Here is a 26,131-nt window from a genome sequence, read left to right on the forward strand (position 1 = left end):
CGGAGACGCTCGCTCGACGCGGTGGAAGGGTGAATACGGACATGGACGCCAGCACCGACGACGATGCCTTCGAGGTGCTGCTGCGCTATCTGCGTGACGCCCGCGGATTCGATTTCACCGGATACAAGCGCACGTCGCTGATGCGACGGGTCCGGCACCGAATGGGTCAGTCCGGTATCTCGACGTTCGACGAGTACCTCGATGTGCTGCAGACCAGCGCCGACGAGTTCGTCGCCTTGTTCAACACCATTCTGATCAACGTGACGGCCTTCTTCCGCGATGCGGCGGCCTGGGAGACCATCCAACGCGACGTCATTCCGGCGTTGCTCGCCGAGCGCGGCCCCCATGAACCGATTCGGATCTGGAGCGCCGGATGCGCTTCCGGGCAGGAGGCCTACACGTTGGCCATCCTTCTGGCCGAGGCACTGGGCTTCGACGGGTTCCGGCAACGCGTCAAGATCTACGCCACCGACATCGACGATCAGGCGCTGAGCGAAGCGCGGGCGGCCTCCTATGACGCCCGAGCGGTCGAGTCGATGCCCGTTGAACTACTCAGCAAGTACTTCGACGAGATCGACGGGCGCTACGTATTCCACAAAGATCTGCGCCGGGCCGTCATCTTTGGACGTAACGATCTGGTCCGCGACGCCCCGATCTCGCGGGTCGACCTGCTGGTCTGCCGGAATTCGCTGATTTACCTGAATGCTGAGACCCAACGAAATGTGTTGAACCGACTGCACTTTGCGCTGGCACCACAGGGCACCTTGTTCCTCGGCCACGCCGAAACACTGCTGAGCCATTCCGACCGGTTCACCGCTTTGGATGTGAAGCACCGCATATTTAGCAAGGCTGCAATTTCGCGCACCGGACTGGACCGCTATGACCCCGCGGTCGTCCTCTACGAGCAACGCCAGGCCGACCTCAAGGGCCTGACGAACGTACGCGATCTGGCCTTCCGAGCCAGTCCGGTCGCTCAGATTGTCGTCACCGGTGATGACACCGTTGCCATGGTCAACCAGCAGGCCGAGACCAGTTTCGGGCTGTCGGCGCGCGATATCGGCCGCCTGTTACGAGACCTCGAAATCTCTTACCGGCCAGTGGAACTGAGAGCCTATCTGGAGCAGGCGAAAGTCGAGCGACGGTCGGCACGGATCCAGGATGTGCAGTGGCAACGGCCCGGTTCCGAAGCGGTCTGGTTTGAGATCCATGTCAATCCACTGATAGACACCGACAACGGCCTGCTGGGTGTGTCTATCGTGTTCTTCGACGTGACCGCCACGCGTGCCCTATTGGACAAGGTCGTTCAGACCAATCGTCAACTGGAAACGGCGTACGAGGAATTGCAGTCCACCAACGAAGAACTCGAAACCACAAACGAAGAACTGCAATCGACGGTGGAGGAGTTGGAGACCACCAATGAAGAATTGCAGTCCACCAACGAAGAACTCGAGACCATGAACGAGGAGCTGCAGTCCACCAACGACGAGTTGCACACCATCAACGGCACGTTGGGTGAGCGCAGCATGGAACTCGATGACGCCAGGACCGCGATGGATGCACTGGTCAACTCCATCCGCCGTGGCGTCATCGTGGTCGACCAGGACATGCGCGTGGTGGTGTGGAACCGTGGCTCAGAAGAACTGTGGGGTCTGCGCGCCAACGAGACCACAGGCGTCGTCCTAACTAGCCTCGATATCGGGCTGCCAATGGACGGGATCCGGCCACTGATCGGCACCGCCCTGGTCGATCCAGACAGCTCCAGTGAGTTGTTGGTGGACGCGGTGAACCGGCGGGGTCGCCCGATCCGGGTGCGGGTGACGTGCTCGGCATTCCGATCCGGCAATGACAGGCTGAACGGCGCACTGCTACTGATAGAGGCCATCAGCGACGACGCTGGGACCCCTGGCGGAGTAGATCCGTGCGTCCCAGGGGCCTAAGTCGACCGACGCCGTTGTCAAGACGGCTGGGGTGCCCGCCAGGTTGCCGAGTAACAACTCTGCCGAGATCCAGTCGGGGTCGACGTCGACCACCTGTGGGTCGCGCCCACAGTTGACGATCACCAGGAGCTTTCCGTCCGCAGACGTTCTGGTGTAAGCCCAGATCCGGGGATCTGACGGCAGCAATGGCGTGAGGTCGCCGTCTCGAATGATGCTCAGTTCGTGCCGAAGACGGATGAGGGTGCGATAGTGCGCGAAAACCGAATCAGTTAACCCGATTTGGGCTGCCGCGTTGAGCCAGGTGAAGTTGGGGTTGACCGGCAGCCACGGTGACCCGGTGGTGAACCCAGCATGCGGTCCGGAGTCCCATTGCATTGGCGTGCGGGCGTTATCGCGACTGAACTTGGCCAGGCCGGCCAGCGCCGCCTTCTCGTCACCACCACTGTCCAGCACGCTCTGGTAGTAGTTCACGGCCTCGACATCCTTGTGGTCCTGCAGAACTCGGAACGGGTAGTTCGTCATGCCCAGTTCCTCGCCCTGATAGACGAACGGGGTACCCCGCATACCGTGCAGGATGGTCGCCAGCGCCTTTGCCGAGGCTGCCCAATAAGCCGGATCGTCGTCGCCGAACCGGGACACGACACGTGGCTGGTCGTGGTTATCCCAATACAGGCTGTTCCAACCGGTTTCGGCCAGCGCCACCTGCCAACGGTGCAGCGACTCCTTCAGGACGACGAGATCAACAGCGACGTCCTCATGAACCGCGGCATCGAACTTGCCTGCCGGGCCATGATCAACCGACATGTGCTCGAACTGAAAGACCATGTCCAGCTCGTTGCGGGCCGGATCGGTATAGAGCCGCGCCTGTTCGGTTGACACACCTGGCATTTCGCCGACGGTGAGGAACTCGTCGTCTCGGCCGCCGAAAACCTCGCGGGTCATCTCGGCGAGGTACTCGTGTACGTGCGGTCCGTCGGCGAACATCTCGAAGGCGTTGACGAACCGCTGCCGCGGGGTGGCCGGGGCGTCGGGTAGTCCCTCGGTCTTGGAGATGAAATTGATGACATCCATGCGGAACCCGTCCACCCCGCGGTCGAGCCACCACCGCATCATCTGGTGGACGGCCTGGCGCACCTCTGGGTGCTCCCAGTTCAGGTCCGGTTGCTTGCGGTCGAACAGATGCAGGTAGTACTGCTCGGTGGGTGGGTCCCATTGCCACGCCGAGCCCCCGAAGAGGCTGCCCCAATTGTTGGGCTCCGCACCGTCGCGGGCGTCGCGCCACAGGTACCAATCCCGCTTTGGACTGGCGGGCGACGAACGCGATTCGACAAACCATGGGTGCTCATCGGAGGTGTGGTTGACCACGAGATCCATCACGAGCTTCATCTCGAGGCCGTGCACCCTCGCCAGCAGCGCGTCGAACTCGGCCAGGGTGCCGAACAGCGGGTCGATATCTTGGTAATCACTGATGTCGTAGCCGTTATCGGCCTGCGGTGACCGGTAAACCGGCGACAACCAGATCACGTCGATGCCCAGCTCATGCAAATAGTCGAGCCGCCCCATGATCCCGCCCAAGTCGCCGAACCCGTCACCGTTGGAGTCGGCAAAGCTGCGCGGGTAGACCTGGTAGACGACAGCATGTTTCCACCAAGACGCATCGTGCTGTGGGCTCATGACCGGTTGCCGATCACGTCGCGATACACAGTCACATACTTGTCGACCATCGCGCTGACCGTAAAACGTTGCGCCGCAAGCTCAGCGATCTTCGGGCGGTCGAGGCCGGCGACCGCGGCCACTGCGCCCACCGCTGCGTCGATATCGTCGACCAGAAAGCCAGACACCCCGTGCTCGATCAGCTCGCCCATCGAACCTCTGGCGTTCGCGATGACCGGCGTGCCGCAGGCCATCGCCTCGACAACGCTGTAGCCAAAGGGCTCATCGAAATCGATCAGGTGCAGCAGGGCATGCGCGCCCCCCAGTACCTCTGCCCGCATGGAAGCATCGACAGCGCCCAGGTAGCGCACGGTCTCGCCGTCGATATGCGGCTCGACCTCGTCACGAAAGTACTTCTCATCCTGGATGATCCCGGCAATATCGAGCCGCCGGCCGCATCTGCGGGCCACCTCGATCGCGTGGGCGGTGCCCTTGTCGGGATGAATCCGACCGAAGAACAGCAGATGCTCACCGGGACGTGGATGGACCGCGAACGTCTCGATGTCGATGCCATGGTGAATGGTCGCCGCGTAACGCAGTCTCGGATGTCGGTCCGCGTCGCTGATCGACACATAGGCGCCTGCGTCGTCGTACCGCTCGTAGACCGGGACGATCCGGTCTGACGAGAACCCGTGAATCGTGGTGACCACCGGTGTGGCGACGAGGCGGCTGTAGGTCAGCGGCAGGAAATCAAAGCCGTTGTGGATGACGTCGAACTCAGCGGCGCGCTCGAAAACCGAGGCGATATGCACACACTCTGCAACTTTGGCGTCGATCGACGCGTCCTCAGACCAGCCGCCCGGTGCGGTGGCATGCAATCGGGCTGTGGTGATGGAGTCCGCGGTGGCGAACAACGTGACGCGGTGCCCCGCCGCCACGAGCCCTTCGGTGAGCAACGACGCAAACTGCTCCCATGGACCGTAATGACGAGGGGGCGTGCGCCACGCGATGGGCGCCAGCACGGCGATTCGGATGGGGCCGTCGGCCGCGCCTTGAATGGGGATGTGCTCAACGCTACCCCGGCGTGCTGGCCTCGTCTGCGGCCACATCGGCTTCCGGCGCGACGACGGGCTGATGCCCCAAGAGGAGGAACAACGCACCGCCGACGAACGCGGAGATCCCGGCCAACGTCAGGAACCCGTCGAAACCGCCGGATGTGCGCAGCAGGTGACTCAGCACGAGCGCACCAAGGGCGGAGGAGACGCCGATCACGGCCATCAGGATGCTGAGCACAGTGCTGAATATCTGTAGGCTGAAACGTCGCGCAACGAGGTAGGCGACGACGTCGCCCTCCGCACCCCATGCCGCTCCCAGACAGCAGACAGCCACCACCAACACGCCGAAACCATCCAGCGGCGACGCGATCAAAAGACACCCGATGCCCGGCAGCCCCATCACGATGGCCGCAACACCCTGTGCCGGAAGGCGATCCAACGCCACGCCGCAAATGAAGCGACCGACGATCACCGCGGTGGCGAAGATCGACACGAGGACAGCGATCCGCTCGCCGGATCCCATTGCGTCTTCGAGCATCACGCCAAGCTGGGATGTGGTGACCGTGTGATAGAGGTTGCACAGCAGGACGCCGGCCAGCAGAATCCAAAACGCCCGACTCCGACTGATCGCCCCGTAGTCGTTGCGCGCTTTACGTTGTGCGCGTGCGCGTTTGGTCGCCGATTCCTCACCGGGTAGGAGGATCAGGGCGACGATGCCGATGGCGCCGATGACCGCGGCGATGGCGAGGCAGCCCGCACGCCAGCCATGCGCACGCATCACCGCATCGAGGGCGGGGCTGCCGATGGCGCCCAGCAGCGGCGGACCCGAGATGGCGATGGCCAACGCCACCCCGCGCGCCTTCTCGAAACGGGCGGCAACGATGCGGCTGTAGATGGCCGGTGTGGTTGTCACGCCGAGCGCGATCATGGCGAAGGTGATCACGAAGTACTGCCAGATCGGACCGGTCATCACAGTGAAGGCCGCCCAGCAGGCCGGTAGGCCCACCACCCCGATGGTCGCGACACGGCGCACCCCGAGGAGATCGGCGATGCGGCCGTATACGGGGAGAAACACGAAGGTGAGCAGCGTAATGACACCGGTGAGCGCGAAGTCCGACCGGCTCCACCCGAACGCCGCCAGGAACTGCGGCCCCATCGCGGCGTTGGTGTAGGCACTCAGGCTCAGGCCGGCGCTCAGGCCCGTCGTCGCTGCCGTCAGCGGCCGCCAATTCCCCCGCAGTTCACCCAGATAGGTCATCGCGCTGGCTTCGTCATGAGGTTCGACGTTATTGCGCTAGGTATCCCCCGTCGACAGGCAGTACGACGCCGGTGATGAAGGAGGCATCATCGGAGGCGAGGAAGACGATCGCGTTGGCGACTTCGGCCGGTTCGCCGAGACGGCCCATCGGGTGCATCCGCTCGACCTCGGCCAGGTATTCCGCGCCACCCGGCTCCTCGGGAATCTGCTTGACCCGCTCGGTCCGGATCGTTCCTGGGGCAACGGCGTTGACGCGGATGCCGCGGTCGGCCCATTCGACCGCCAGATGCTTGGTCAGGCCGGTGGCGATGAACTTGGCGGGCCCGTAGGCCGCCTGCCGCTTCTGCCCAGCCAGTCCGGAGATCGAAGAGAGACAGATGATGTTGCCGCCACCGGTCGGCAGCATCGCTTCGATCGCGAACTTGCACGTGAGGAACATGCCGCGCCCGTCGATGGCCATCACCTCGTCCCAGTCGGCCGCGGTCGCCTCCGTCGCATCGCCGAACGGGATGATGCCGGCGTTGGCCACCAGCACATCGAGCCGTCCGAACCGGTCGGTCGCTGCCCCGATCATCCGCCGCGCGTCGTCCTCCACCGAAACGTCGCCGATGACCGTCTCAACCTCCGCACCCGCACGCCGCAGTTCATCGGCCAGCGCCAGCAGCGACTCGCCCTGGATGTCGGTCACGGTCAGCCGCGCCCCCTCGCGCGCAAAGAGTTCGGCGCTCGCCCGTCCGATACCGAACGCCGCCCCGGTGATCACAGCGGACTTCCCGAGGAGCCGTCCTTGGTGATCACCGCGAAATCCTTGGATCACGGCGTCCGCTTTGTGGTCACTGCACTACCGTTCGCGCCTGCGTTCACCGCGACATCGTGTCACCACCGAACTCATCACGCGCCGTATTGACGGTAAAAGAAACCAGGCCAGGAATGATGGGCCCGGCCTGCAATTCTTCGGTGAAGCTGCCGTAGTCGAACCCGGCCTCCCGTCGCAATTCGTTACGTGCCAACGCCCTACGCATCAATGGTGGTTGATGCGCGAGAGCATGAACTACAGGCCCGCAGCGGCGCTGATCTCGTAGTGCGCCGACATCACGACCGGGCGGCGAAGGCGACGACGTTGTCGGCACTGGCCCGATAGCTGGCGTCGAACTCGCCGCCGCAGGTGATCAACGCCAGTTGCGCGCTTTGGGCGTTGTCGGACAACACCCGCCGCAGCGCTTCGGGGTCATCCTTCGGGACGGCGGTGCCGGCAATCAGCGCTTAGTATACTGAGTATGTTGTATTGCGGACAGCGGCGATGAGCGAATCGGCACGGGCACTAGCAGCCACGATCGCCGAACACTGGGCAGTCCCCGGCGGCGTCGTGGTGGCCGTCGACAGACATCGCGAGCTGTTCACTCACCGATTCGGTCATGCCGACGTGAGCGCAGACATTCCCGTTGCGGCGCAACATCTTTTCGAGATCGGCTCGATCAGCAAGGTGTTCAACGCGATCGCCATTCTGCAACTGGCGCGCCGCGGCCTCATCCGGCTCGACGAGCCCCTCGGCGCCGTGCTCAATTGGCTGCCCGAACCCCTGCGCGCCGAGGGGATCACCATCGAGCGGCTGCTCACCCACACGGCCGGCCTGGTGGCCAGCACCGAGGCGCTGCCCGACGAGCTCGGCCAGGTTGCCACATTCACCGGCAGTGTGTCGCCGGCCGCACCCGGAACGTTCTTCCACTACTCAAATCTGGGCTTTCTGCTGCTCGGCGAGGTAGCCCGCGAAGTCTCCGGGGCTCGGATTGTCGACCTCGTTCGCGAGCACATCCTGGCACCCCTGCAGATGACGTCCACCATCACCTGTGTGACGCACGCCGACTACGCATCGCTGGCGCGCGGCTATCAGGCTTTGTACGACGACCAGCCATGGGTCCCTGGTGATCCGTTGGTACAGGCACCGTGGCTGGAGGTGGCCGGCGCCGACGGCAATATCGCGGCCACCGCTTCGGACCTGGCGATATTCGCGCGCATGTTGCTGGGCCGAGGCACCGTCGATCACACGACGATCCTCGATCCCGCCGACTTCGAGATCATGGTGGGTTCAACAGCCCCCGACGGCGAGGACGTCCTGTCGCTGGCCGGTGTCGCTGCCACCGAGACCAGCCGCTACGGCCTGGGCATCAACGTCGAACAGGTGGCCGGGCGCACCGTCGTGTCACACGGCGGCGGCATGGTCGGCTACGCCTCCTTCCTGCTGGCCGATCTCGACGACGGAATCGCGGTCTGCGTGCTCACCAACGCCAACGGCGACAGCCCGATCGCCGAGGCGATCGCCCGCAGTGTTGCCGCTGAGCTGAAGTCTCCCGGCTCCGTCGATACCGCGGGGCTCCTGCCACAGTGGTGGCCGGCGAGCGTCGAAAGCGATGGCTATGTCGGCGAATTCGTCGACAATGCCTCGGAATCGGACGAACCGCCGACGATTCGGATCACCGTCGAGGAACGCAGCCGCGGCCGTGTGCGATTGGCCCTCGAGTTCGACGGTAAGCGGGAGCCCTTGCTGCGCACCTGGACCCGCGGCGCGGTGGTCCGCAACCTGTCACTCGCGCGATTCTCGCTGACCTTTCGGGACGACACCTGGCATTGGGGCCCGCGGACGTTCGCCCGTGCCGGCACACCGACCCCGGCGCACGTGCCGTCCGCCGAGCTGGAATCGTTCTGCGGACACTACCGCTCGTATTCGCCGTGGTTCACCAACTTCAGAGTGGTGTTGCGCCAGGGGCGATTGGTCCTAATCGCGCCCGGCGGCGTCGAAGCTCCCACCGACGATTGCGAACTTGTTCCGCTGGGAGGGCGGACCTTTCGAATCGGTGCCGACCCGAGACTGCCCGAGCGCATCACCTTCGGGCCGCCGGTCAACGGGACGACACCGTGGGTGGAGCGCGACGGCTGCCAGTACTCTCGCGCATTCACCGATTGACGGAAAAGCAAACAGGCCTTGTTCTTTCGGCCGGGGTCTTATCACCGTCAAGCGGACAGTCCTTCGACAACGGCCAGTGCGATGAGGTAGCGGACTTCCTCGGTGGCGGCGCGATCGCTGAGGAACTGGCCGGAGGCGCCAGCCTGGGCGGCCATCAGCGCGCGGGTGAAGATCTCCGGCGTGACGGTCATGGTCCGGCCGGTCTTGGCGATCAGTTCGACGAAGATCCCTTGCAGCCCTTCGCGGAGGCGTTCGACTAGGGCGTCCAGTGCGCGGGCGATGTCGGGCTGATGGGCGGCGCGTGCCACCAGGGCGGCATGCAGGGCAATGCGCGGTTGATCGGCGACGCCAGCCTTCAGCAATTGGCGCACCACGCGGTCTGTCCTGAGAACTCCCTTGGTTCGCAGCAGTGGTTCGGCGGTGCTGCGCAACCGCTCGACGAGGGCCTCGTTCTGATGCTCGTAAACCTCGAAGAGCAGGCCCTCCATGTCGTCATAACTGGAGTAGAAGGCCCCACGGGTGTAGCCGGCCGCCCGGCACACCTCCTCCACGCCGAACCAGGTCCGGCCACTGTCCCGGATGAGTTCGTCGGTGGCCTCGATCAAACGGGCCCGGGTGTTGCTTCGCCGGCGGGTTTCCCGCGTCTCTGTGACCTTCACGACAAACTGCCTCTCAAACTCGATGCATTCCGTATTCGATGCATATCGTATTGAATCATCGACCCGTTGAGACAGCAACCCAGGAGGCGACCATGAGCCGACACGCTCCGGTCCACACAGCGCAGGCGCATCCCGGCGCCGACGGCGAGGCGATCATCGTGTCGCGGGGTTTGACGTTCGACGGTGAGCACGGCCCACTGTTCAGCGACGTCGACTTGGACCTTGATCGCGGCCTGCACGCGGTGCACATGCCCGGCGGCCACAGCCAGAAGGCACTGCTGCTCACCCTGGCCGGACGGCTCAAGCCGAGCCACGGCAGCGTCGCCGTGTTCGGTGAGACCGCGCCGCGGGCGATCCGCCGGCACTGCGCGATCGCGGCTTTCGGCGACATCGACGATCTGGACGACGCGGTCACCGTGGGAACAGTCGTGACCGAACAGCGCCGGTGGCTATCCCCCCTGTTCCGCCGGTCGCGTAACGATGCCCCCCGAAACGTACTGGCTGAAGTGTTCGGGGAGATCGAACGCCCGGCATCGACCGACTACATCGGGGACCTGGGCGACCTAGAGATGTTCCTGCTGCAAATCGCCCTGGCGCTGTACTCGGAGCGACCGGTCCTGGTGGTCGGTGATCTCGAACAGGTCCGTGACAACGGACGGCGGTCGCAGGCCGCGCAGCGCCTCGGCGCCATCGCCGCCGACCACCTGGTCGTTGTGGGCGTGACGAATTCGCTCGGCGACCAGGCACCCGAGCACGAAGTACATATCCCGAACACCTCGGGGAAGGATTAAGAAGATGGTGGGCGGACTTGCCCTCGGGTCGGAGATCAAACGCTTCGCCCGTAATCGGATGACGCGCATCGCCGTCGTCGTCCTCATGCTGATGCCACTGACCTACGGCGCGCTGTATCTGTGGGCGTACTGGGATCCGTTCGGTCACGTGAACAAACTTCCGGTGGCACTGGTCAATTCGGACCGGGGTACCGAGGTCTCCGGTGAGCCGATGAATGTCGGCAACGAGATCGCCGGCCGGCTCACCGATGACGCCAGCCTGGACTGGCACCTCGTCGATGACGCCGAGGCGCGCGATGGGGTCGCACACGGCAAGTACTACTTCATGCTGGAACTACCGCCGGACTTCAGCGAGGCCATCGCGTCACCCACCACCGGTAACCCGCGCAAGGCACAACTGATCGCCGAGTACAACGACGCCAACAACTACATCTCGTCGAGCATCGGCCGCACCGCGGTGGAACAGGTGCTCAACGCCGTGTCGACCAGGATCTCGGGGCAGGCGGTCAACCAGGTGCTCTCGGTGATCACCACCTCGGGCGCGGGCATCAAACAGGCGGCCGACGGCGCGAACAAGCTCTCCGATGGCGCAACCCAACTCGACGCTGGCGCAGGCCAGTTGGTGGCCGGCCTTAATACTGCCCGCAGCGGATCCGCAGAGCTGGCGGTCGGTTCCCGCAAGCTCTCAGACGGAATCAACACCGCGACCGATCCTCTGCTGAAGATCACCAACCTGTTGGCACAGATCGGTACTCAGAGCGATCAGGTCAACGGCCAGGTGCAGGACAGCTCGTCGGCGCTGGCCGAGGCGTCCGACGACCTCGACACCATCGCCGGGGCGCAAGACGCCGCGGCCCAGTCGATGAACTCGATCATCGACAACCTGTCGGCCAACCAGGATCCGGTGTCGGTGATGGCCACCACGAAACTGCGCGATACCCGCGACCAATTGCTGGCCCACCAGCTAACCCCGAACATTCAGGCGAAGCTCGACAAGGCACGTGCCACCGCCAGCGCGGGCGGTCCTGTCGGTTCCGCGCTGACCGATATCTCCACCAAGGGCAAGGAACTCACCGACAAGCTCACGCAGCTTAGGGATGGCGCCAAGCAGGTGGCGTCGGGCAATGCACAACTCAACGCCGGCATCGCCACACTCGACGACGGCGCCCGGCAGCTGAAATCCGCCACGGCGCAGTTGAATTCCGGATCCCAGGAGCTGGCGACCAAGCTCACCGATGGCGCGCAGAAGGTCCCCGACTGGACACCCCAGCAGAAGGACGCCATCGCCGAGACGATTGGTGGTCCGGTTCAGCTGACGAGCTCACATGAGAATTCGGCGCCGAACTTCGGCACCGGCATGGCACCGTTCTTCCTCACGCTCGCACTGTTCTTCGGCGCCATGCTGTTGTGGATGGCGTTCCGTCCGCTGCAAGCCCGGGCCATCGCCGCCGAGATCAGCCCGATCCGGGTAACGCTGGCCAGTTACCTGCCCGCCGTCCTCATCGGGATTCCCCAGGCGGTAATCCTTTACTGCGTCGTACGCTTCGCCCTGCACGTACACGCGGAACACCCGGTGGCGATGCTGGGCTTCATGATGCTGGCTTCCTGCGCCTTCATCGCAGTGGCACAAGCGATCAGCGCCCTGCTCGGCCCGGTCTTGGGCAAGGTCCTCCTGATGACGCTGCTGATGTTGCAGCTGGTCAGCGCCGGCGGGCTCTACCCCGTCGAGACCACGACCAAGCCGTTTCAGGCTCTGCACCGGCTCGACCCGATGACCTACGGCGTCAACGGGCTGCGGCAGTTGATCCTCGGCGGCATCGACGATCGGCTGTGGCAGGCGCTGATCTTCATGGTCGCCTTGTCCTTGGGGTCGATCCTGCTGACCTCGCTGGCGGCCCGACGCAACCAGTTGTGGAACCTCACCCGGTTGGTGCCAAGCGTCAAGATGTAGCGGATACACAAAAGAGGCCAGGCCTTTCGGCCTGGCCTCTTTCTCGATGGTGGAGCTGCCGGGAATCGAACCCGGGTCCTACGGCATTCCCTCAAGACTTCTCCGTGCGCAGTTCGCTATGTCTCTACTTGGATCTCTCGTTCACGCGAACAAGACGAGATGACGATCCCAGTCGCTGTTTGATGTCCCACTAGATCCCGCGACCGAACTTAGTGGTTTGTCCCTCTAGCTGATGCCAGGGTCCGGGCCGAGGGCGCTCCCGGTCTGACAGACACACCGTCGCTTAGGCAGCGAGGGCGTAGTCGCGCTGATTGGAATCGGCGCTTAATTGGTTGCAACGACGCTTACGGTGGTCATTTGCCTGCACCGGCACGCTTCCCTTGATTCGATGCGCGAAGTCGAAACCGTTCAGCCCCTCGCATCCCTGCCGAATTTCGGCAGGACAATCGATCATACCTGGGAGTTCAACACGGTCCAACGATTAATTCATCCCGGCGTGGTCACGTCATCGCGCAGTGCCAGCCGGTGGGTTTGGCTGACTTGCTCCCCGTAGTAGCGGATGACAACCGCCGCTGCTGCTGTAACCGGCACCGCGAGAAAGGCACCGATCACACCGAACGTCGAGGCGCCGAACGTGACGGCCAGCAGGACGATCACCGCGTGCAGCTTCATCGATTTTGCTTGCAGCCACGGCTGCAGCACGTTGCCTTCGAGTTGCTGCACCGCCAGGATGATCCCGAGCACGATGAGCGCGTTCACCGGGCCGTTGGCGACCAAAGCGATCAGTACCGCGAGCCCACCGGCCACGAAGGCTCCGACAATTGGCACGAAACCGCCGATGAACGTGATGATCGCGAGCGCATAGGCCAAGGGCACCCCGAGAACCACCAGGCCGATCCCGATGAGCACAGCGTCGACAAAGCTCACCAACGCCTGCGTTCGAATGAATCCCCCGAGCGTCGACCAGACGCGCTCGAGAACCTCCGCGAGGTGCGGCGCCGCCGGCTTACCGACCGCGCGACGCAGCCATGGGACGAAGCGCGGCCCATCCTTGAGCAGGAAGAAGGTCACGACGATCGCGGTGAACAGGGTGATCAGCGCCGACGTCGCGGCACCCACCCCGGTAAAGACCCCAGAAGCGATCTGTGCGCTGCTCGAGTTCAGTCGATCGTTGATCGCCGTGACGGCCGAATTCAGTTGCTCTTCACTGATATTCAACGGCGGGCCGCCAAGCCAGTCCCGCACCTGCACCACCCCTGACGAGGCCTGCTGGGCAAGTTCGGCGGACTGCTCAGCGATCGCAGGCGCCACCGCGGCGACGACACCGGCCGCAACGCCTGCGGCGACGACCAGTACTGCCATCACCGCCGCGGCCGGGGGCAGACCCTTGTTCCGCAACCAGCGCACCGGCGGCCACAACACCGTGCAGACGATGAGCGCCAGCACCACCGGCAGCACGATCACCCACGACTTGCCGATTACCCACGCCAGGATCCAGAGTGCGGCAGCCACGGCGACAAACTCGATCGCCACCACGGCGCCCGACCGAAGGTGCGTCTGATAAATCGATCCGCGGCTGGGTGAATCTGTCGTTTTTACCTGCACGCCCCTTCTAATACCCGCTATCGGGCGATTACCCGATATCAGGTGCAAAGGTCACATCCGTTCGGGTCAACCGGTGGCGATCATCGCCACTGCAGCCAGGGCCAGCACCATGCCGACTGCCTGCCACCGGGTCACCCGCTCCTTGAGTACCACCATCGCCAGTGCCACCGTGGCCGCGGGGTACAGCGAGATCAACACACTGGCCAGCGACAAGAGCGACGCGTGTAGGGCCAACAGCATCGCCACATTGGAAATCGTGTCGATGACACCGGCGGCCAGGGCCAACTTCAGCGGCTGACCGGTCGGGAGGTGCAGATTGCGACTGGCCGCCGCGATCACCAGGATCAGCACGGTCGCCGAGATCCGCGCGAACAGCAATGGCCACAGATTCGATTCGGGTGGGGCCTGATGGATGAGGACGAAGTTGAGGCCGAAGGCCAGCCCGGACCCGACCGTCAGCCAGGCCACCGTTTTGGTGAACCGGTGTGGTGACTCGTCCTCGTCAGTGGCGTCGCGGCTGACCAGATACACCGCCGCCAAGGCGATCACGATGCCGATACTGGCCACCAAACTGGGCCGCTCCCCCATCGCGACCCCGACGCCCACCGGGACACCGGCAACCAGGATGGCGGTCAGCGGGGACACCACGGAGATCGGGCCTGCGGCCAGCGCCGCGTAGAACCACCACACACCGAACGCCTGGCTGATCCCGCACACCGAGCCCCAGAAGATCGCCGGCCCGGATATCTCGCCGCCGACAATCACCGCCAATATGCCGAGCAGCACCATGGCCACCGGGTAGGACACCAGCACCACCCGCAATGCCGGAACTCGCCGGGACGCGATGCCCCCGACGAAATCGCTCACCCCATAGCCGAATCCGGATAACAGGGCGAGCGCGGCAGCGATCAGGACATGCCTTTGTTGCGCCTGCCTAGTTCGCGGGTGACCTCACGCTCGGCGTCACGCTTGGCCATGTCTTGGCGTTTGTCGTGGGCCTGTTTACCGCGGGCCAGCGCCAGTTCGACTTTGACCTTGCCCTCGATGAAGTACAGCGACAGCGGCACCAACGTGAGGTTGCCGTCCTTGATCTTGCCGACGAGGTTGTCAATCTCCTTGCGGTGCAGCAGCAATTTACGGTTGCGGCGCACGGCGTGGTTGGTCCAGGTGCCGTGGTGATACTCCGGGATATGCAGGTTGCGCAGCCAGATCTCGCCGTCGTCGATGGTGGCGAACGCATCGGCCATCGACGCCTGGCCTTCGCGCAGGCTCTTCACTTCGGTACCGACCAGCGCCACCCCGGCCTCGTATACGTCGAGGATGGCGTAGTTGTGCCGAGCCTTGCGGTTGCTCGCCACGATCTGCTTCTTGAGGGGGTCCTGTTTCTTGGCCCCGGGTTTGGCCCCTTGTTTGGGCATGACTTACCTTCGCACGTAGAGCCGCAGCGTGACATAGGACGTCACACCCGCCATCGCCACACCCACACCGAACAGGATGGGTGAGATATAGAGAATGTCGGCGTAGTCGATCCGCGCGACGAGATTGGCTTGATAGAACTGGTTGAGCGCTTTCTCCAGGAACAGCGCGCGCACCACAATCAATCCCGCGATCGCGATGATCACACCCGCGGTCGCCGCAACCACCGCCTCCAACAGGAACGGTAACTGGGTGTACCAGCGGCTCGCGCCGACCAGTCGCATGATGCCGATCTCGGTGCGTCTGGTGTACGCCGCGACCTGGACCATGTTCGCAATCAGCAGGACAGCACCGACGGCCTGAACCAGCGCGACCGCGAAGGCGGCGGCAGACAATCCATCCAGCACGGCGAACAATCGGTCGATCAGATCCTTCTGGTTCAACACGTTGAGTACGCCGGGCTGACCGGCTATCGCCTGGTCGAAATCTTTGTGCTGTTCGGGGTTGTCCAGCTTGACGATGAACGACGCCGGGAACGAATCCTTACCCGCCACATCTTTGTACTGCGGGAACTTCCGGATCGCGTCGTTGTAGGCGTCGTCACGATTGAGGAAACGCACCGACTTCACGTCATCACGGCCCTCGATCTGGGCGCGCAGCGATTTACACGGGTCCGAATCGCAGGTCATATCGTTCGCGGACACGTCGTTGGTCAGGAAAACCTGGGTCTCGACGCGGTCCAGGTAGATGTTGCGGGAGTGATCGGCGAGCCGAACCACCAGCAGACCGCCACCGAACAAACCGATCGAGATCGCGGTCGTCAAAACCATCGCGATCGTCATGGTGACGTTGCGACGCAGGCCGGTTACGACCTCGTTGAGCAGGAAGCCAAAACGCACTTATCGATCCATTCCGTAGACGCCACGCTGCTCGTCGCGGACCAGGCGGCCCAGTGACAGTTCGACAACGCGTTGGCGCATCGAGTCGACGATGTGATGGTCGTGGGTGGCCATCAGGACCGTGGTTCCGGTCCGGTTGATCCGCTCCAGCAGATCCATGATGTCTTTGCTGGTATCGGGATCGAGGTTGCCTGTGGGTTCGTCGGCCAGCAGCACCAGCGGCCGGTTAACGAACGCACGGGCGATGGCGACACGCTGTTGCTCGCCACCGGACAGTTCGCCAGGGAGCCGGTTGGCCTTACCTGACAGGCCGACCATCTCCAGCACATCGGGAACCACCCGATTGATGGTGTCGGCCCGCTTACCGATCACCTCTAGGGCGAAGGCGACATTTTCGAAGACATTCTTCTGCTGCAGCAGCCGGAAGTCCTGGAATACGCAGCCCAGCACCTGGCGCAGGCTAGGGACATGACGTCCCGACAGCTTGTTGACGTGGAACTTGGAAACGCGGACATCGCCGGTGGTCGGGGTCTCCTCGGCCAGCAGCAGGCGCATGAATGTGGATTTGCCAGAGCCCGACGGGCCGATGAGAAAGACGAACTCACCCTTGTCGATCTTGAGACTCACATTGTCGAGCGCAGGACGCGCCGACTGTTTGTACTGCTTGGTCACGTTGTCGAGGGTGATCATCACGGCACGCCAGTGTAGCGGTGGACCAGAGGTGTCCTGGGCACGCTAGGGGAACAGGGGCGCCGGTGTTGGTGTCTGAGTCGGTCCTGGGACGCCGGGAGCGGTGGATGCTGTCGTCGGGGTGCCGGACCTGTTCGGCACGCTCGACGGCCCGTTGGTCGGTGCCTGCGGGTCGCCGGTGACCGTCGTCGGCGGAAGTGGGCCGGCACCGTCAGGATCGACGACGGTGGTCGGGGTGTCCCCGGGCGACGTCGGGGTGGAGGTGGTCTCACCGGGGCTGGTGGTCTCCGTCGGCGTCTCGGTGGGGCTCGGCTCAGTGGTCCGCGTAGGGGTGGCCGTGCGGTAGACCGTCCGCGGGGCCTGTTCGACCTGGGTCCGCGGTACCCAGGTGTAATCCGGGTCTGGCACAAAGCCCGGCGGCACCACCTGGGTTTCCTGTGCGGGATCGGCGGGCGGGGGTTGATAGGTGTTGTGCACCCACGAGATCGCAATGAACGCCAGGATCAGGGCGGCGGTCGATGTGCGGATCCGGCCGTTGATGATGTACCCGGGCCACCCGCGATCGGTGCGCTTGCGCGTCACCCAGTTCCAGAACGTCATTCGGAGTCCTGCGTTTCCTTGGGCGCCACGGGAGGTTTGACTGCGGCACCACTCGGGATCGTGTTGACGACCGGGGAGTTATCCGCGGAGGTGACGATCCCCGCCCGGAGGAGCCCGGAAACGACCAGCACGCGGATCTTTCGGCCGACCTCAAACTGCTTGCCCGGCAGTGTCCGCGCCACCATCCGCAGATTCACGGTGTCGAGTTCGATGCTCTCGACACCCATCAGCTGCGGCGCGTCCAGCAGCAGTTCCCGCAGCTCGGGGTCCTTCATGGCCGTGTCACTGACACCCTGCAGCACGTCGTTGACCATGGTGAGGTCCGCACTGGTCGGAACCGGGATGTCGATCACCGCACGGGCCCAGTCCTTGGACAGGTTCATCGTCTTGGCGATCTGGCCGTTGGGGATGGTGAACACTTCCCCTTCGCTGGACCGCAGCTTCGTGACCCGCAGAGTGACATCTTCGACCGTGCCCTCCGCCGGTGCGGCGATGCCGGTGACGGTCAGTGCCACCAGATCACCGAAGCCGTACTGCTTCTCGGTGATGATGAAAAAGCCCGCGAGTAGGTCTTGAACAATGCGCTGTGCGCCGAAACCTAGCGCAGCGCCCAGCACCGCGGCCGGCGCCACCAGTGAGCCGACGGGGATGGCCAATACGTCGGTGATATCCACCGCGACCACGACGAACAGCACCGCGATCGACACCCAGGAGATGACCGAGGCGACCGCCTGTCGATGCTTGGCGCTCTCCGTGCGGACCAGCTGGTCACTGTCCTGGAAGTCGGCGTCGATGCGTCGGGTGATCTTCTGGGCGAGCCAACTGATGAAACGGGCGGCGATGATCGCGAAGATGACGAGCAGCGTGATCTTCAGACCCCGCGTGATGATCCATTCGCCGATGCCGCCGCGCCAGAAGTCGTGCCAGCGTTGCCCCATCGATATCGCCAGATACGTGGTGTTATTCGTCATCTCGCCTGTTACGCCAGCGGATTCCCGCCTCCAGGAATCCGTCGATGTCCCCATCCAGTACTGCCGATGGGTTTCCGACCTCGTACTCGGTGCGCAAATCCTTGACCATTTGGTAGGGGTGCAGAACATACGATCGCATCTGGTTGCCCCAGGAGCTGCCGCCGTCCCCCTTGAGCGCGTCCATTTCGGCTCGCTCTTCTAACCGCTTACGCTCCAACAACTTTGCCTGCAGAACACGCATCGCCGATACCTTGTTCTGCAACTGCGATTTCTCGTTCTGACAGGTGACGACGATATTGGTCGGGATGTGGGTGAGCCGAACCGCGGAGTCGGTGGTGTTGACCGACTGGCCGCCAGGACCGCTGGAGCGGTAGACGTCGACGCGCACGTCACCCTCGGGAATATCGATGTGGTCGACCGCGTCGACCACCGGCAACACCTCGACGTCGGCGAACGACGTCTGGCGGCGGCTCTGGTTGTCGAACGGACTGATCCGCACCAGCCTGTGCGTGCCCTGTTCCACCGATAAGGTGCCGTAGGCATACGGCGCGTGTACCGCAAACGTCGCGCTCTTGATGCCCGCTTCTTCGGCGTAGGACGTATCGAAAACCTCGACCTTGTAGTCGTGTTTCTCCGCCCATCGGATGTACATCCGCATCAACATCTCGGCCCAGTCCGCCGCATCCACCCCGCCGGCACCTGACCGGATGGTGACGACGGCCTCGCGCGCGTCGTATTCGCCCGAGAGCAGCGTCCGCACTTCCAGCGTCTCGATCTCATCGCGCAGCAAGAGCCGCTCGGCATCGGCTTCGGCGACTTCCTGATCGCCCTCTTCGGCGGCCAGTTCGTAGAGCACCGGGAGGTCCTCGAGCCGCTGGCGCAGCCCTTCCACGCGGCGCAACTCGCTCTGGGCGTGTGACAACTCGCTGGTGACCTTCTGTGCATTCGCCTGGTCATCCCACAGCGAAGGATCGGACGCTTCATGTTCGAGCTTCTCGATCCGGCCGCGCAGACCGTCAATATCGAGCACCCGCTCCACTGTGGTCAAAGTGGTGTCGAGTGCGTCGAGATCAGCCTGAAGGTCGGGGTCCACGGCTGTCCACGTTACCGTCGGCCGCAGTCTCGGTGTCCATCGGCAAGGACAACGGCGGCTTCTACGCAGGGCATTTACCAGCATCTGATGGGAAGCGGACCTAACATCACATGTGTATCCGATTTGTGTAGCGCGCCAACCAGCCAGCCTCGCCGGTCCAGCCCAATGACCGGTCACCGAGGCGTTGATGCTCTGCACGGCCAGCCACGCCCCCGTTCCCTATGCCCGACCGCTACCGCGACAGCCCATTGCGCGAGTGCGGCTATCCACAGAAAGCACTTCATTTATGTCCCAGGTACGCCCTTACCATGTGGCGATCGTCGGTTCAGGACCCTCCGGATTTTTCGCTGCGGCATCGCTGCTGAAGGCCGCAGACGCCGAGGACGACCTCGACGTGCGGGTCGATATGTTGGAAATGCTCCCGACGCCGTGGGGTCTGGTCCGATCCGGGGTGGCCCCAGATCACCCGAAGATCAAATCGATCAGTAGCCAGTTCGAGAAGACGTCACTCGATCCCCGGTTCCGGTTCTTCGGCAACATCACCGTCGGCGATCACGTGCAGACCGCCGAACTTGCGCAGCGCTACGACGCGGTGGTGTATGCCGTTGGAGCGCAATCGGATCGCCCCTTGGACATCCCCGGCGAGGATCTGGCCGGCAGCGTCGCCGCCGTCGATTTCGTCGGCTGGTACAACGCGCATCCACATTTCGAGGGGATCGCCCCCGACCTCACGGGTGGGCGAGCCGTCGTGGTCGGCAACGGCAATGTCGCCCTGGACGTCGCCCGAATTCTTGTGACCGACCCGAAAGCCTTGGCCGCCACAGATATCTCCGACCACGCACTGGAGTCGCTGCACGCCCGCAGCGTGGATGAAGTCGTGGTGATCGGCCGCCGCGGCCCTCTGCAAGCCACGTTCACCACGTTGGAGCTACGCGAACTGGGCGACCTGGAGGGTCTGGCCAATGTCGATGTGATCGTCGACCCCGCCGATCTCGCCGATATCAGCGAAGCCGATCTCGACGCCGCCAGCAAGGGTGTCCGGCAGAACATCAAGGCACTGCGAAAGTTCGCCGACCAGGTGCCCACTGAAGGCAACCGCCGCATCGTGTTCCGATTCCGCACCTCACCCATCGAGATCAAGGGTGACGGCCGGGTCGAGTCGATTGTGTTGGGTAGCAACGAACTTGTCAGTGATAACGGACGGGTGGTGGCGAAGGACACCGGTACTCGCGAGGAGCTACCCGCGCAGTTGGTGGTTCGCGCCGTCGGCTATCGCGGGGTTCCGACGCCGGGCCTGCCGTTCGACGAGCGCTCCGGCACGATTCCGCACATCAACGGCCGGATCGCCGAGCGTAACGACGAGTACGTGGTGGGCTGGATAAAGCGGGGACCGTCGGGGGTCGTGGGCAGCAATAAGAAGGACTCGCAGGAGACCGTGGACACCCTGCTGGCCGATCTGGCCGGTACCGCTTTGCAGGACCGTGGAGACGACTACGCCCAGGAGTTGGTCGAGTGGCTGCTGGCGCGGCAACCGCATCTGATCACCGACGACCATTGGGCGCTGATCGACGCCCACGAGCGCACCACCGGTCAACCGCATGGCCGACCGCGGGTGAAACTGACCAGCGTCGCCGACCTGTTGCGGATCGCGCACAGCTGACGGTTGGCTACCTGGAGCCTTAGTCCCGCGCCGGCGGCGTCACCGAATCGGCTTCGATCGTGACGATGACGCGGGTCTCCGGCTGGCCGGTGAAATTCGGGTACGGGATCCCGAGGTATTTCTGCGAAATCTCGTTGATGCTGTCCAGACCGCCTTCGGTTTTCATCGAGACCACCCGACCGCGCACTGCATAGAAGCGGAAGACGTTCTCCGGGTCGACGACGTTGACCGCCACCCGAGGGTCACGAGTCAGATTCCTGGCCTTCTGATGGCCTTCGACGATGTTGATCACGACGTGCTGGCCATCGGTGGTGACCCACGTCTGCGTCAGTTGAGGCGAACCATTGGGCATCACCGTCGCCACGAAACACGGGCTGGGCTTGCCCAGCAGGGCGATCAGGTCATCGGGCAGTGGCACAGGCACGATGGAGCTCCTCTTTAGTTGGGCGTCTCGATTACCTAGAACGTTTGCGCGTCCGGCGGCGCGAAATCCCATTTGTCGGGGTTCTTCGGTGAGTAGATGACGGGGATCAGCGCGCCGATCGTCGGCCACTGGTTCACATCGACGGCCCGACGCTGGTAGACGACGTGTTCGGAGACGGTAGGACCGGTGATGACGCCGGAGATGGTGACGAACTGCTCGCCGTCGGCCTCGGGTCGTGGACTGACCCCGGTGATCAGCAGGGTGCCCGGTGCTGCCGCGGGCCCAGGCCGGGGACCACGCCGCATCAAGCGCGGTCCGATCACAAGCGCCAGCGCACCGACCAACAGCAGCAACATCGCGAATTCCCACACAAGGCCCATGGTAGGACTGCTGCCATGAACAATGTTGCGCAAGACGTCGCGCAAGAAGCCATCAAGAACGATTTGTCACTGGCACTGGACTTGGCAGCCCGCGCTGATGGCTTGACCATGGACCGGTACGGGGCGCTGGATCTGCGGATCGACACCAAACCGGACCTATCGCCGGTGACCGACGCCGACCACTCGGCAGAAATCGAATTGCGCGATGTGCTCGGCACGATGCGGCCCGATGATCAGATCTTCGGCGAAGAGTTCGGCGGCACACCATCTTTCACCGGCCGGCAGTGGGTCCTCGACCCGATCGACGGCACCAAGAATTTCGTCCGCGGTGTTCCCGTGTGGTGCACGTTGATTGCGCTGCTGGAGGACGGCATCCCTGTGGTCGGTGTGGTCAGCGCGCCCGCCCTGGGTCGGCGGTGGTGGGCCGCCCGCGGCGAGGGCGCGTACGGGTCATTCGGTGCCGGGCCGGCGCGACGGCTGTCGGTGTCCGGGGTCGGCGATATCGCGTCGGCGAGTATGTCGTTTTCCGATCTGACCGGCTGGGAAGAGCGACGTGAGCCCTTCATCGCCCTGACCGGTGAAGTCTGGCGCGTTCGGGCCTACGGCGACTTCTGGTCGTACTGCCTGCTGGCCGAAGGAGCCGTCGATATCGTCGTCGAGCCCGAGGTGAAGCTGTGGGATCTGGCGCCGCTGGACATTCTCGTTCGCGAGGCGGGCGGTTCGTTCACCAGCGTCGACGGCCGTCCCGGCCCACACGGCGGGAGTGCGCTGGCGACAAACGGACTGCTGCACGACCAGGTATTGACGCGACTCACCCCTATGTGAGCCATGTAACAGCCTCTTCGTACCTTACTCTGGAGTAAGGTACGAATACTGCTCCCCAACATTGAGGCTGCCGCCATGACCAATACCCGCGAGAGCGCCGTCGGACTTCAGAAGCACAAGCGAAATTCTGTCGATATCGGTATCGCGCTACTCACGCCGTTCGTCGGCCAGAAGTTCCTGGACCGCTACAACCTTCGCGATCCGTTCAACCGGAGCCTGCGCTACGGCGTCACGGCGGGCTTTTCCGCCATGGGAGCATCGAGCCGGCAGTTCAAGCGTGTCGGCGCACTGGGTAAGTCACCGACCCGGTTAAAGGCCAGCGGCGCAGACTATTTCGACCTGACTCCCGACGACGACCAGAAGATGATCCTGGAGACCGTCAACGAGTTCGCCGAGGAGATCCTGCGACCTGCCGCCTATGACGCGGATGACGCGGCGACCTTCCCTGCCGAGTTGATCGCCAAGGCCGCCGAACTCGGTGTCACGGCGATCAATGTCCCCGAGGATTTCGACGGGATCGCCGAGCACCGCAGCACGGTCACGAACGCGCTGGTCGCCGAGGCACTGGCGTATGGCGATATGGGCCTGGCCCTGCCGATCCTCGCCCCCGGCGGCGTCGCGTCCGCGCTGACCCATTGGGGTAGCGCCAGCCAGCAGGCCACCTATCTCAAGGAATTCGCCGGCGACTCAGTGCCGCAGGCGTGCCTGGCCATCGCCGAACCCCATGCCCTCTTCGACCCCACCATGTTGAAGACCACCGCGGTGCGCACGCCGAGCGGCTATCGGCTCGACGGCGTCAAATCACTGGTACCGGCGGCAGCCGATGCCGAGCTGTTCATCATCGGCGCACAGCTCAACGGTAAGCCGGCCATGTTCATCGTCGAAGCCGAAACGGCCGGTCTAACAGTCAAATCCGACCCCAGTATGGGTATCCGGGCCGCCGCGCTGGGCCGGGTCGAACTGAACAAGGTCATCGTGCCCCTGACCTCTCTACTCGGCGAAGACGACGCGAGCGATGACGACTATTCGGAAGCCATCGCGTTATCGCGCCTTGGCTGGGCGGCGCTGGCGGTGGGCACCTCCCACGCGGTACTCGACTACGTCATCCCCTACGTCAAGGAACGGGAAGCGTTCGGCGAGCCGATCGCGCGGCGGCAGTCAGTAGCGTTCATGTGCGCGAATATCGCCATCGAGCTCGACGGACTTCGCCTGGTCACCTGGCGCGGCGCCGCCCGCGCCGAGCAGGGCCTGTCCTTCGCCAGGGAGGCTGCGCTGGCCAAACGGCTCGCCACCGACAAGGGCATGCAGATCGGCCTGGACGGCGTTCAGCTGCTCGGCGGTCACGGCTTCACCAAGGAGCATCCCGCCGAACGCTGGTACCGCGATCTGCGCGCGATCGGCGTCGCCGAGGGCGTCGTAGTCATCTAAGTCGTCCTCTAAGTAGACTCAGGAACGGAAAACCTCGTCATGGCAATCAATTTGGAAATGCCGAAGAAGCTGCAAGCCGTCATCGAAAAGGGCCACCAGGGTGCCGCCGAGATGCTGCGACCCATCTCGCGTAAATACGATCTCCAAGAACACGCCTACCCGGTGGAACTGGATACACTGGCGAGCCTCTTCGAGGGCATCTCGGCCGCCAAGACCATCTCACTCGCCGGCGCGGAGGCGTTCCGCGATGTTGCCGACTCCGGTGACGGCACGAAGTCAAATATCAACGGCGGCAACATGTCCGCGGTACTCAACGTCACCGAGGTCAGCTGGGGCGATGTTGCGCTGGTGCTGTCCATCCCCTACCAGGGGCTCGGCAATGCAGCCCTTTCCGGAGTGGCGACCGACGAGCAGCTGGAACGCCTCGGCAAGGTATGGGCCGCGATGGCCATCACCGAGCCGAGCTTCGGTTCCGATTCCGCGGCAGTGTCCACCACGGCCAAGCTCGACGGCGACGAGTACGTGATCAACGGCGAGAAGATCTATGTCACCGCAGGGTCGCGCGCCACCCACATCGTCGTCTGGGCGACGCTGGACAAATCCCTTGGCCGGGCGGCCATCAAATCGTTCATCGTGCCGCGCGAGCATCCCGGTGTCACCGTGGAGCGCCTCGAGCACAAACTTGGTATCAAGGCTTCCGACACCGCTGCCATCCGGTTCGATAACGCGCGCATTCCCAAGGAAAATCTGCTCGGCAACCCGGACATCAACGTCGACAAGGGATTTGCCGGGGTGATGGAGACCTTCGACAACACCAGGCCGATCGTCGCGGCAATGGCCGTCGGTATCGCCCGCGCTGCGCTGGAGGAATTGCGCACCATCCTCACCGATGCAGGTATCGAGATCTCCTATGACAAGCCGTCCCATGCCCAAAGTGCGGCGGCGGCGGAGTTCATCCGCATGGAGGCCGATTGGGAGTCAGGCTACCTGTTGACCGTGCGGTCGGCGTGGCAGGCCGATAACAACATCCCGAACTCCAAAGAAGCGTCGATGGGTAAGGCCAAAGCGGCCCGCGTTGCCAGCGATATCACGCTCAAAGCTGTCGAAATGGCCGGAACCACTGGCTATTCCGAGAACATGCTGCTGGAGAAGTGGGGTCGCGACTCGAAGATCCTCGACATCTTCGAAGGCACCCAGCAGATTCAACAGTTGGTGGTCGCCCGCCGGCTTCTGGGCCTGTCGTCTGCAGAACTCAAGTAACCCAAGCAACCGAATCGACCGCGGCACCCAGCACCAGCCACCTCACGGTGTTCTCGAAAATCTCGGCGAAGACTTCGGGTGGGTGGCCGGCAGCGGCGATCTCAGCGCCGGTCAAACTGATCGTGGTGTGGACCAACATGCGGCAGAAGTTGCGCGCCAACGGCGGCGCCACACCGTCGGCGATCAGGACCCTCAGCAATGTGTCCACGTAGGCCGCGATCGGTTCCCGGTCGTCGTAGGTCATCAGCCCTGACAAATGCGGGTGTGCCAGCAGGGCCGTCCGCACGGCGCGACACCACCGCATCGCGCTCTCCTGCCAGGTGTCGGCCTCGACGAACTCCAATCGGAGCTCCCCGAAATGCCGCGCCACCAGCGCCCGAATCAGCTGGTCCTGGTTTCCGACCTGCTGATACAACGTCTTGGTCGAACAGCGCAGCTCCGCGGCGAGTCGCCGGGCACTGATACCCGCCACCCCCTCTTCGTCGAGAAGGGTCAAGGCGCGTGCGTAGATGGCATCGGCCATGCCTGCCACGATTGCCTCCCCCTCCGGCGGTTGGTAGCGTGTGGAAAACACGGTTTTCCGCACGAACTTCACCTGTATCTAATCTGGAGGC

At 63.8% G+C, this 26,131-nt stretch carries 25 protein-coding genes and 1 other RNA gene; 8 read left to right on the forward strand and 18 right to left on the reverse strand.

Translation table 11 applies throughout. The features are described from left to right. Positions 1 to 41 precede the first annotated feature (41 nt). Complete coding sequence (locus ADBZ9O_RS24435) at positions 42 to 1,937, forward strand: CheR family methyltransferase (protein ID WP_526525575.1); 1,896 nt, start codon at positions 42 to 44, stop codon at positions 1,935 to 1,937. Here the strand turns inward: ADBZ9O_RS24435 and ADBZ9O_RS24440 are convergent. The 5 genes from ADBZ9O_RS24440 to ADBZ9O_RS24460 form a co-directional block, all read right to left on the reverse strand. Beyond that, on the reverse strand, positions 1,866 to 3,611 hold the full coding sequence (locus tag ADBZ9O_RS24440; protein ID WP_526525576.1) for an alpha-glucosidase: 1,746 nt from the start codon (positions 3,609 to 3,611) through the stop codon (positions 1,866 to 1,868). The two genes, ADBZ9O_RS24435 and ADBZ9O_RS24440, sit on opposite strands and share 72 nt — an antisense overlap. Beyond that, positions 3,608 to 4,546 carry a glycosyltransferase family 4 protein gene (locus ADBZ9O_RS24445; protein ID WP_526525577.1) on the reverse strand — a complete coding sequence of 313 codons (939 nt, stop codon included), beginning with the start codon at positions 4,544 to 4,546 and terminating at the stop codon, positions 3,608 to 3,610. The genes ADBZ9O_RS24440 and ADBZ9O_RS24445 overlap by 4 nt, the downstream gene beginning before the upstream one ends. A gap of 118 nt (positions 4,547 to 4,664) precedes the next feature. After that, positions 4,665 to 5,903: an MFS transporter gene (locus tag ADBZ9O_RS24450; RefSeq protein ID WP_526525578.1), complete on the reverse strand. Its 1,239-nt coding sequence runs from the start codon at positions 5,901 to 5,903 to the stop codon at positions 4,665 to 4,667. A gap of 28 nt (positions 5,904 to 5,931) precedes the next feature. Next, positions 5,932 to 6,720: an SDR family NAD(P)-dependent oxidoreductase gene (locus tag ADBZ9O_RS24455; RefSeq protein WP_526525579.1), complete on the reverse strand. Its 789-nt coding sequence runs from the start codon at positions 6,718 to 6,720 to the stop codon at positions 5,932 to 5,934. A 43-nt stretch (positions 6,721 to 6,763) separates the two neighbouring features. Beyond that, positions 6,764 to 6,925 carry a hypothetical protein gene (locus tag ADBZ9O_RS24460; RefSeq protein WP_526525580.1) on the reverse strand — a complete coding sequence of 54 codons (162 nt, stop codon included), beginning with the start codon at positions 6,923 to 6,925 and terminating at the stop codon, positions 6,764 to 6,766. 278 nt (positions 6,926 to 7,203) lie between these two features. On the opposite strand from ADBZ9O_RS24460, the gene ADBZ9O_RS24465 reads away from it, so the two are divergent. Further along, on the forward strand, positions 7,204 to 8,865 hold the full coding sequence (locus ADBZ9O_RS24465) for a serine hydrolase domain-containing protein (RefSeq protein WP_526525582.1): 1,662 nt from the start codon (positions 7,204 to 7,206) through the stop codon (positions 8,863 to 8,865). Positions 8,866 to 8,912: 47 nt separating this feature from the next. Here ADBZ9O_RS24465 and ADBZ9O_RS24470 read toward each other — a convergent pair whose 3' ends face one another. Beyond that, entirely contained in the window at positions 8,913 to 9,524 is a 612-nt protein-coding gene (locus ADBZ9O_RS24470; RefSeq protein WP_526525584.1) for a TetR/AcrR family transcriptional regulator, read from the reverse strand. A 92-nt stretch (positions 9,525 to 9,616) separates the two neighbouring features. Between ADBZ9O_RS24470 and ADBZ9O_RS24475 the strand changes: the two genes are divergently transcribed. Continuing rightward, complete coding sequence (locus ADBZ9O_RS24475) at positions 9,617 to 10,315, forward strand: hypothetical protein (protein ID WP_526525585.1); 699 nt, start codon at positions 9,617 to 9,619, stop codon at positions 10,313 to 10,315. 4 nt (positions 10,316 to 10,319) lie between these two features. Then, the gene (locus ADBZ9O_RS24480; RefSeq protein WP_526525586.1) at positions 10,320 to 12,266 is read left to right on the forward strand and encodes a YhgE/Pip family protein; all 1,947 of its coding nucleotides are present in this window, start codon (positions 10,320 to 10,322) and stop codon (positions 12,264 to 12,266) included. Between the two features lie 47 nt (positions 12,267 to 12,313). Here ADBZ9O_RS24480 and ssrA read toward each other — a convergent pair. From ssrA to prfB, 9 genes are all read right to left on the reverse strand, one after another. Further along, positions 12,314 to 12,682: a transfer-messenger RNA gene (gene ssrA / locus ADBZ9O_RS24485) on the reverse strand. A 70-nt stretch (positions 12,683 to 12,752) separates the two neighbouring features. Further along, entirely contained in the window at positions 12,753 to 13,871 is a 1,119-nt protein-coding gene (locus tag ADBZ9O_RS24490) for an AI-2E family transporter (protein ID WP_526525587.1), read from the reverse strand. A 66-nt stretch (positions 13,872 to 13,937) separates the two neighbouring features. Next, on the reverse strand, positions 13,938 to 14,783 hold the full coding sequence (locus tag ADBZ9O_RS24495; RefSeq protein ID WP_526533456.1) for an EamA family transporter: 846 nt from the start codon (positions 14,781 to 14,783) through the stop codon (positions 13,938 to 13,940). Then, a complete protein-coding gene (smpB, locus tag ADBZ9O_RS24500; protein WP_526525589.1) occupies positions 14,780 to 15,289 on the reverse strand; it encodes an SsrA-binding protein SmpB in 510 nt (169 codons plus the stop codon). The genes ADBZ9O_RS24495 and smpB overlap by 4 nt, the downstream gene beginning before the upstream one ends. 3 nt (positions 15,290 to 15,292) lie before the next feature. Continuing rightward, a complete protein-coding gene (ftsX, locus tag ADBZ9O_RS24505) occupies positions 15,293 to 16,186 on the reverse strand; it encodes a permease-like cell division protein FtsX (protein ID WP_526525590.1) in 894 nt (297 codons plus the stop codon). Then, positions 16,187 to 16,876 (reverse strand): cell division ATP-binding protein FtsE, encoded by a 690-nt coding sequence (gene ftsE, locus ADBZ9O_RS24510; RefSeq protein ID WP_526533458.1) that lies wholly within the window; start codon positions 16,874 to 16,876, stop codon positions 16,187 to 16,189. A 45-nt stretch (positions 16,877 to 16,921) separates the two neighbouring features. After that, positions 16,922 to 17,476 (reverse strand): Rv3103c family proline-rich protein, encoded by a 555-nt coding sequence (locus ADBZ9O_RS24515; RefSeq protein WP_526525591.1) that lies wholly within the window; start codon positions 17,474 to 17,476, stop codon positions 16,922 to 16,924. Continuing rightward, entirely contained in the window at positions 17,473 to 18,447 is a 975-nt protein-coding gene (locus ADBZ9O_RS24520) for a mechanosensitive ion channel family protein (RefSeq protein WP_526525592.1), read from the reverse strand. Before ADBZ9O_RS24520 ends, ADBZ9O_RS24515 begins: the two co-directional genes overlap by 4 nt. Further along, on the reverse strand, positions 18,437 to 19,540 hold the full coding sequence (prfB, locus tag ADBZ9O_RS24525) for a peptide chain release factor 2 (RefSeq protein ID WP_526525593.1): 1,104 nt from the start codon (positions 19,538 to 19,540) through the stop codon (positions 18,437 to 18,439). The genes ADBZ9O_RS24520 and prfB overlap by 11 nt, the downstream gene beginning before the upstream one ends. 286 nt (positions 19,541 to 19,826) lie before the next feature. Between prfB and ADBZ9O_RS24530 the strand changes: the two genes are divergently transcribed. Next, positions 19,827 to 21,200, forward strand: a complete 1,374-nt coding sequence (locus ADBZ9O_RS24530; RefSeq protein ID WP_526525594.1) for an FAD-dependent oxidoreductase — start codon at positions 19,827 to 19,829, stop codon at positions 21,198 to 21,200. Between the two features lie 19 nt (positions 21,201 to 21,219). Here the strand turns inward: ADBZ9O_RS24530 and ADBZ9O_RS24535 are convergent, their stop codons facing one another. Together ADBZ9O_RS24535 and ADBZ9O_RS24540 are read right to left on the reverse strand one after the other, a co-directional pair. Next, positions 21,220 to 21,624 carry a PPOX class F420-dependent oxidoreductase gene (locus ADBZ9O_RS24535; RefSeq protein ID WP_526525596.1) on the reverse strand — a complete coding sequence of 135 codons (405 nt, stop codon included), beginning with the start codon at positions 21,622 to 21,624 and terminating at the stop codon, positions 21,220 to 21,222. A gap of 35 nt (positions 21,625 to 21,659) precedes the next feature. Then, on the reverse strand, positions 21,660 to 21,995 hold the full coding sequence (locus ADBZ9O_RS24540; RefSeq protein WP_526525597.1) for a hypothetical protein: 336 nt from the start codon (positions 21,993 to 21,995) through the stop codon (positions 21,660 to 21,662). Positions 21,996 to 22,019: 24 nt separating this feature from the next. Here ADBZ9O_RS24540 and ADBZ9O_RS24545 point away from each other — a divergent pair, with 24 nt between their 5' ends. From ADBZ9O_RS24545 to ADBZ9O_RS24555, 3 genes are all read left to right on the forward strand, one after another. Beyond that, on the forward strand, positions 22,020 to 22,829 hold the full coding sequence (locus ADBZ9O_RS24545; protein ID WP_526525599.1) for an inositol monophosphatase family protein: 810 nt from the start codon (positions 22,020 to 22,022) through the stop codon (positions 22,827 to 22,829). A gap of 75 nt (positions 22,830 to 22,904) precedes the next feature. Further along, on the forward strand, positions 22,905 to 24,257 hold the full coding sequence (locus ADBZ9O_RS24550) for an acyl-CoA dehydrogenase family protein (protein ID WP_526525600.1): 1,353 nt from the start codon (positions 22,905 to 22,907) through the stop codon (positions 24,255 to 24,257). A 39-nt stretch (positions 24,258 to 24,296) separates the two neighbouring features. Next, positions 24,297 to 25,517: an acyl-CoA dehydrogenase family protein gene (locus tag ADBZ9O_RS24555; protein ID WP_526525601.1), complete on the forward strand. Its 1,221-nt coding sequence runs from the start codon at positions 24,297 to 24,299 to the stop codon at positions 25,515 to 25,517. Here ADBZ9O_RS24555 and ADBZ9O_RS24560 read toward each other — a convergent pair. Then, a complete protein-coding gene (locus tag ADBZ9O_RS24560) occupies positions 25,510 to 26,103 on the reverse strand; it encodes a TetR/AcrR family transcriptional regulator (protein WP_526525602.1) in 594 nt (197 codons plus the stop codon). The two genes, ADBZ9O_RS24555 and ADBZ9O_RS24560, sit on opposite strands and share 8 nt — an antisense overlap. Positions 26,104 to 26,131 lie beyond the last annotated feature (28 nt).

This window comes from Mycobacterium sp. (genome assembly GCF_965229105.1).
Lineage (GTDB): Bacteria > Actinomycetota > Actinomycetes > Mycobacteriales > Mycobacteriaceae > Mycobacterium.

Coding starts and splice junctions, on each gene's coding strand:
- ADBZ9O_RS24435 (WP_526525575.1), top strand. CDS start 42: ATGGACGCCAGCACCGACGACGATGCCTTCGAGGTGCTGCTGCGCTAT.
- ADBZ9O_RS24440 (WP_526525576.1), bottom strand. CDS start 3,611: ATGAGCCCACAGCACGATGCGTCTTGGTGGAAACATGCTGTCGTCTAC.
- ADBZ9O_RS24450 (WP_526525578.1), bottom strand. CDS start 5,903: ATGACCTATCTGGGTGAACTGCGGGGGAATTGGCGGCCGCTGACGGCA.
- ADBZ9O_RS24460 (WP_526525580.1), bottom strand. CDS start 6,925: ATGCGTAGGGCGTTGGCACGTAACGAATTGCGACGGGAGGCCGGGTTC.
- ADBZ9O_RS24465 (WP_526525582.1), top strand. CDS start 7,204: ATGAGCGAATCGGCACGGGCACTAGCAGCCACGATCGCCGAACACTGG.
- ADBZ9O_RS24475 (WP_526525585.1), top strand. CDS start 9,617: ATGAGCCGACACGCTCCGGTCCACACAGCGCAGGCGCATCCCGGCGCC.
- ADBZ9O_RS24480 (WP_526525586.1), top strand. CDS start 10,320: ATGGTGGGCGGACTTGCCCTCGGGTCGGAGATCAAACGCTTCGCCCGT.
- smpB (WP_526525589.1), bottom strand. CDS start 15,289: ATGCCCAAACAAGGGGCCAAACCCGGGGCCAAGAAACAGGACCCCCTC.
- ftsE (WP_526533458.1), bottom strand. CDS start 16,876: ATGATCACCCTCGACAACGTGACCAAGCAGTACAAACAGTCGGCGCGT.
- ADBZ9O_RS24515 (WP_526525591.1), bottom strand. CDS start 17,476: ATGACGTTCTGGAACTGGGTGACGCGCAAGCGCACCGATCGCGGGTGG.
- ADBZ9O_RS24520 (WP_526525592.1), bottom strand. CDS start 18,447: ATGACGAATAACACCACGTATCTGGCGATATCGATGGGGCAACGCTGG.
- ADBZ9O_RS24530 (WP_526525594.1), top strand. CDS start 19,827: ATGTCCCAGGTACGCCCTTACCATGTGGCGATCGTCGGTTCAGGACCC.
- ADBZ9O_RS24545 (WP_526525599.1), top strand. CDS start 22,020: ATGAACAATGTTGCGCAAGACGTCGCGCAAGAAGCCATCAAGAACGAT.
- ADBZ9O_RS24550 (WP_526525600.1), top strand. CDS start 22,905: ATGACCAATACCCGCGAGAGCGCCGTCGGACTTCAGAAGCACAAGCGA.
- ADBZ9O_RS24555 (WP_526525601.1), top strand. CDS start 24,297: ATGGCAATCAATTTGGAAATGCCGAAGAAGCTGCAAGCCGTCATCGAA.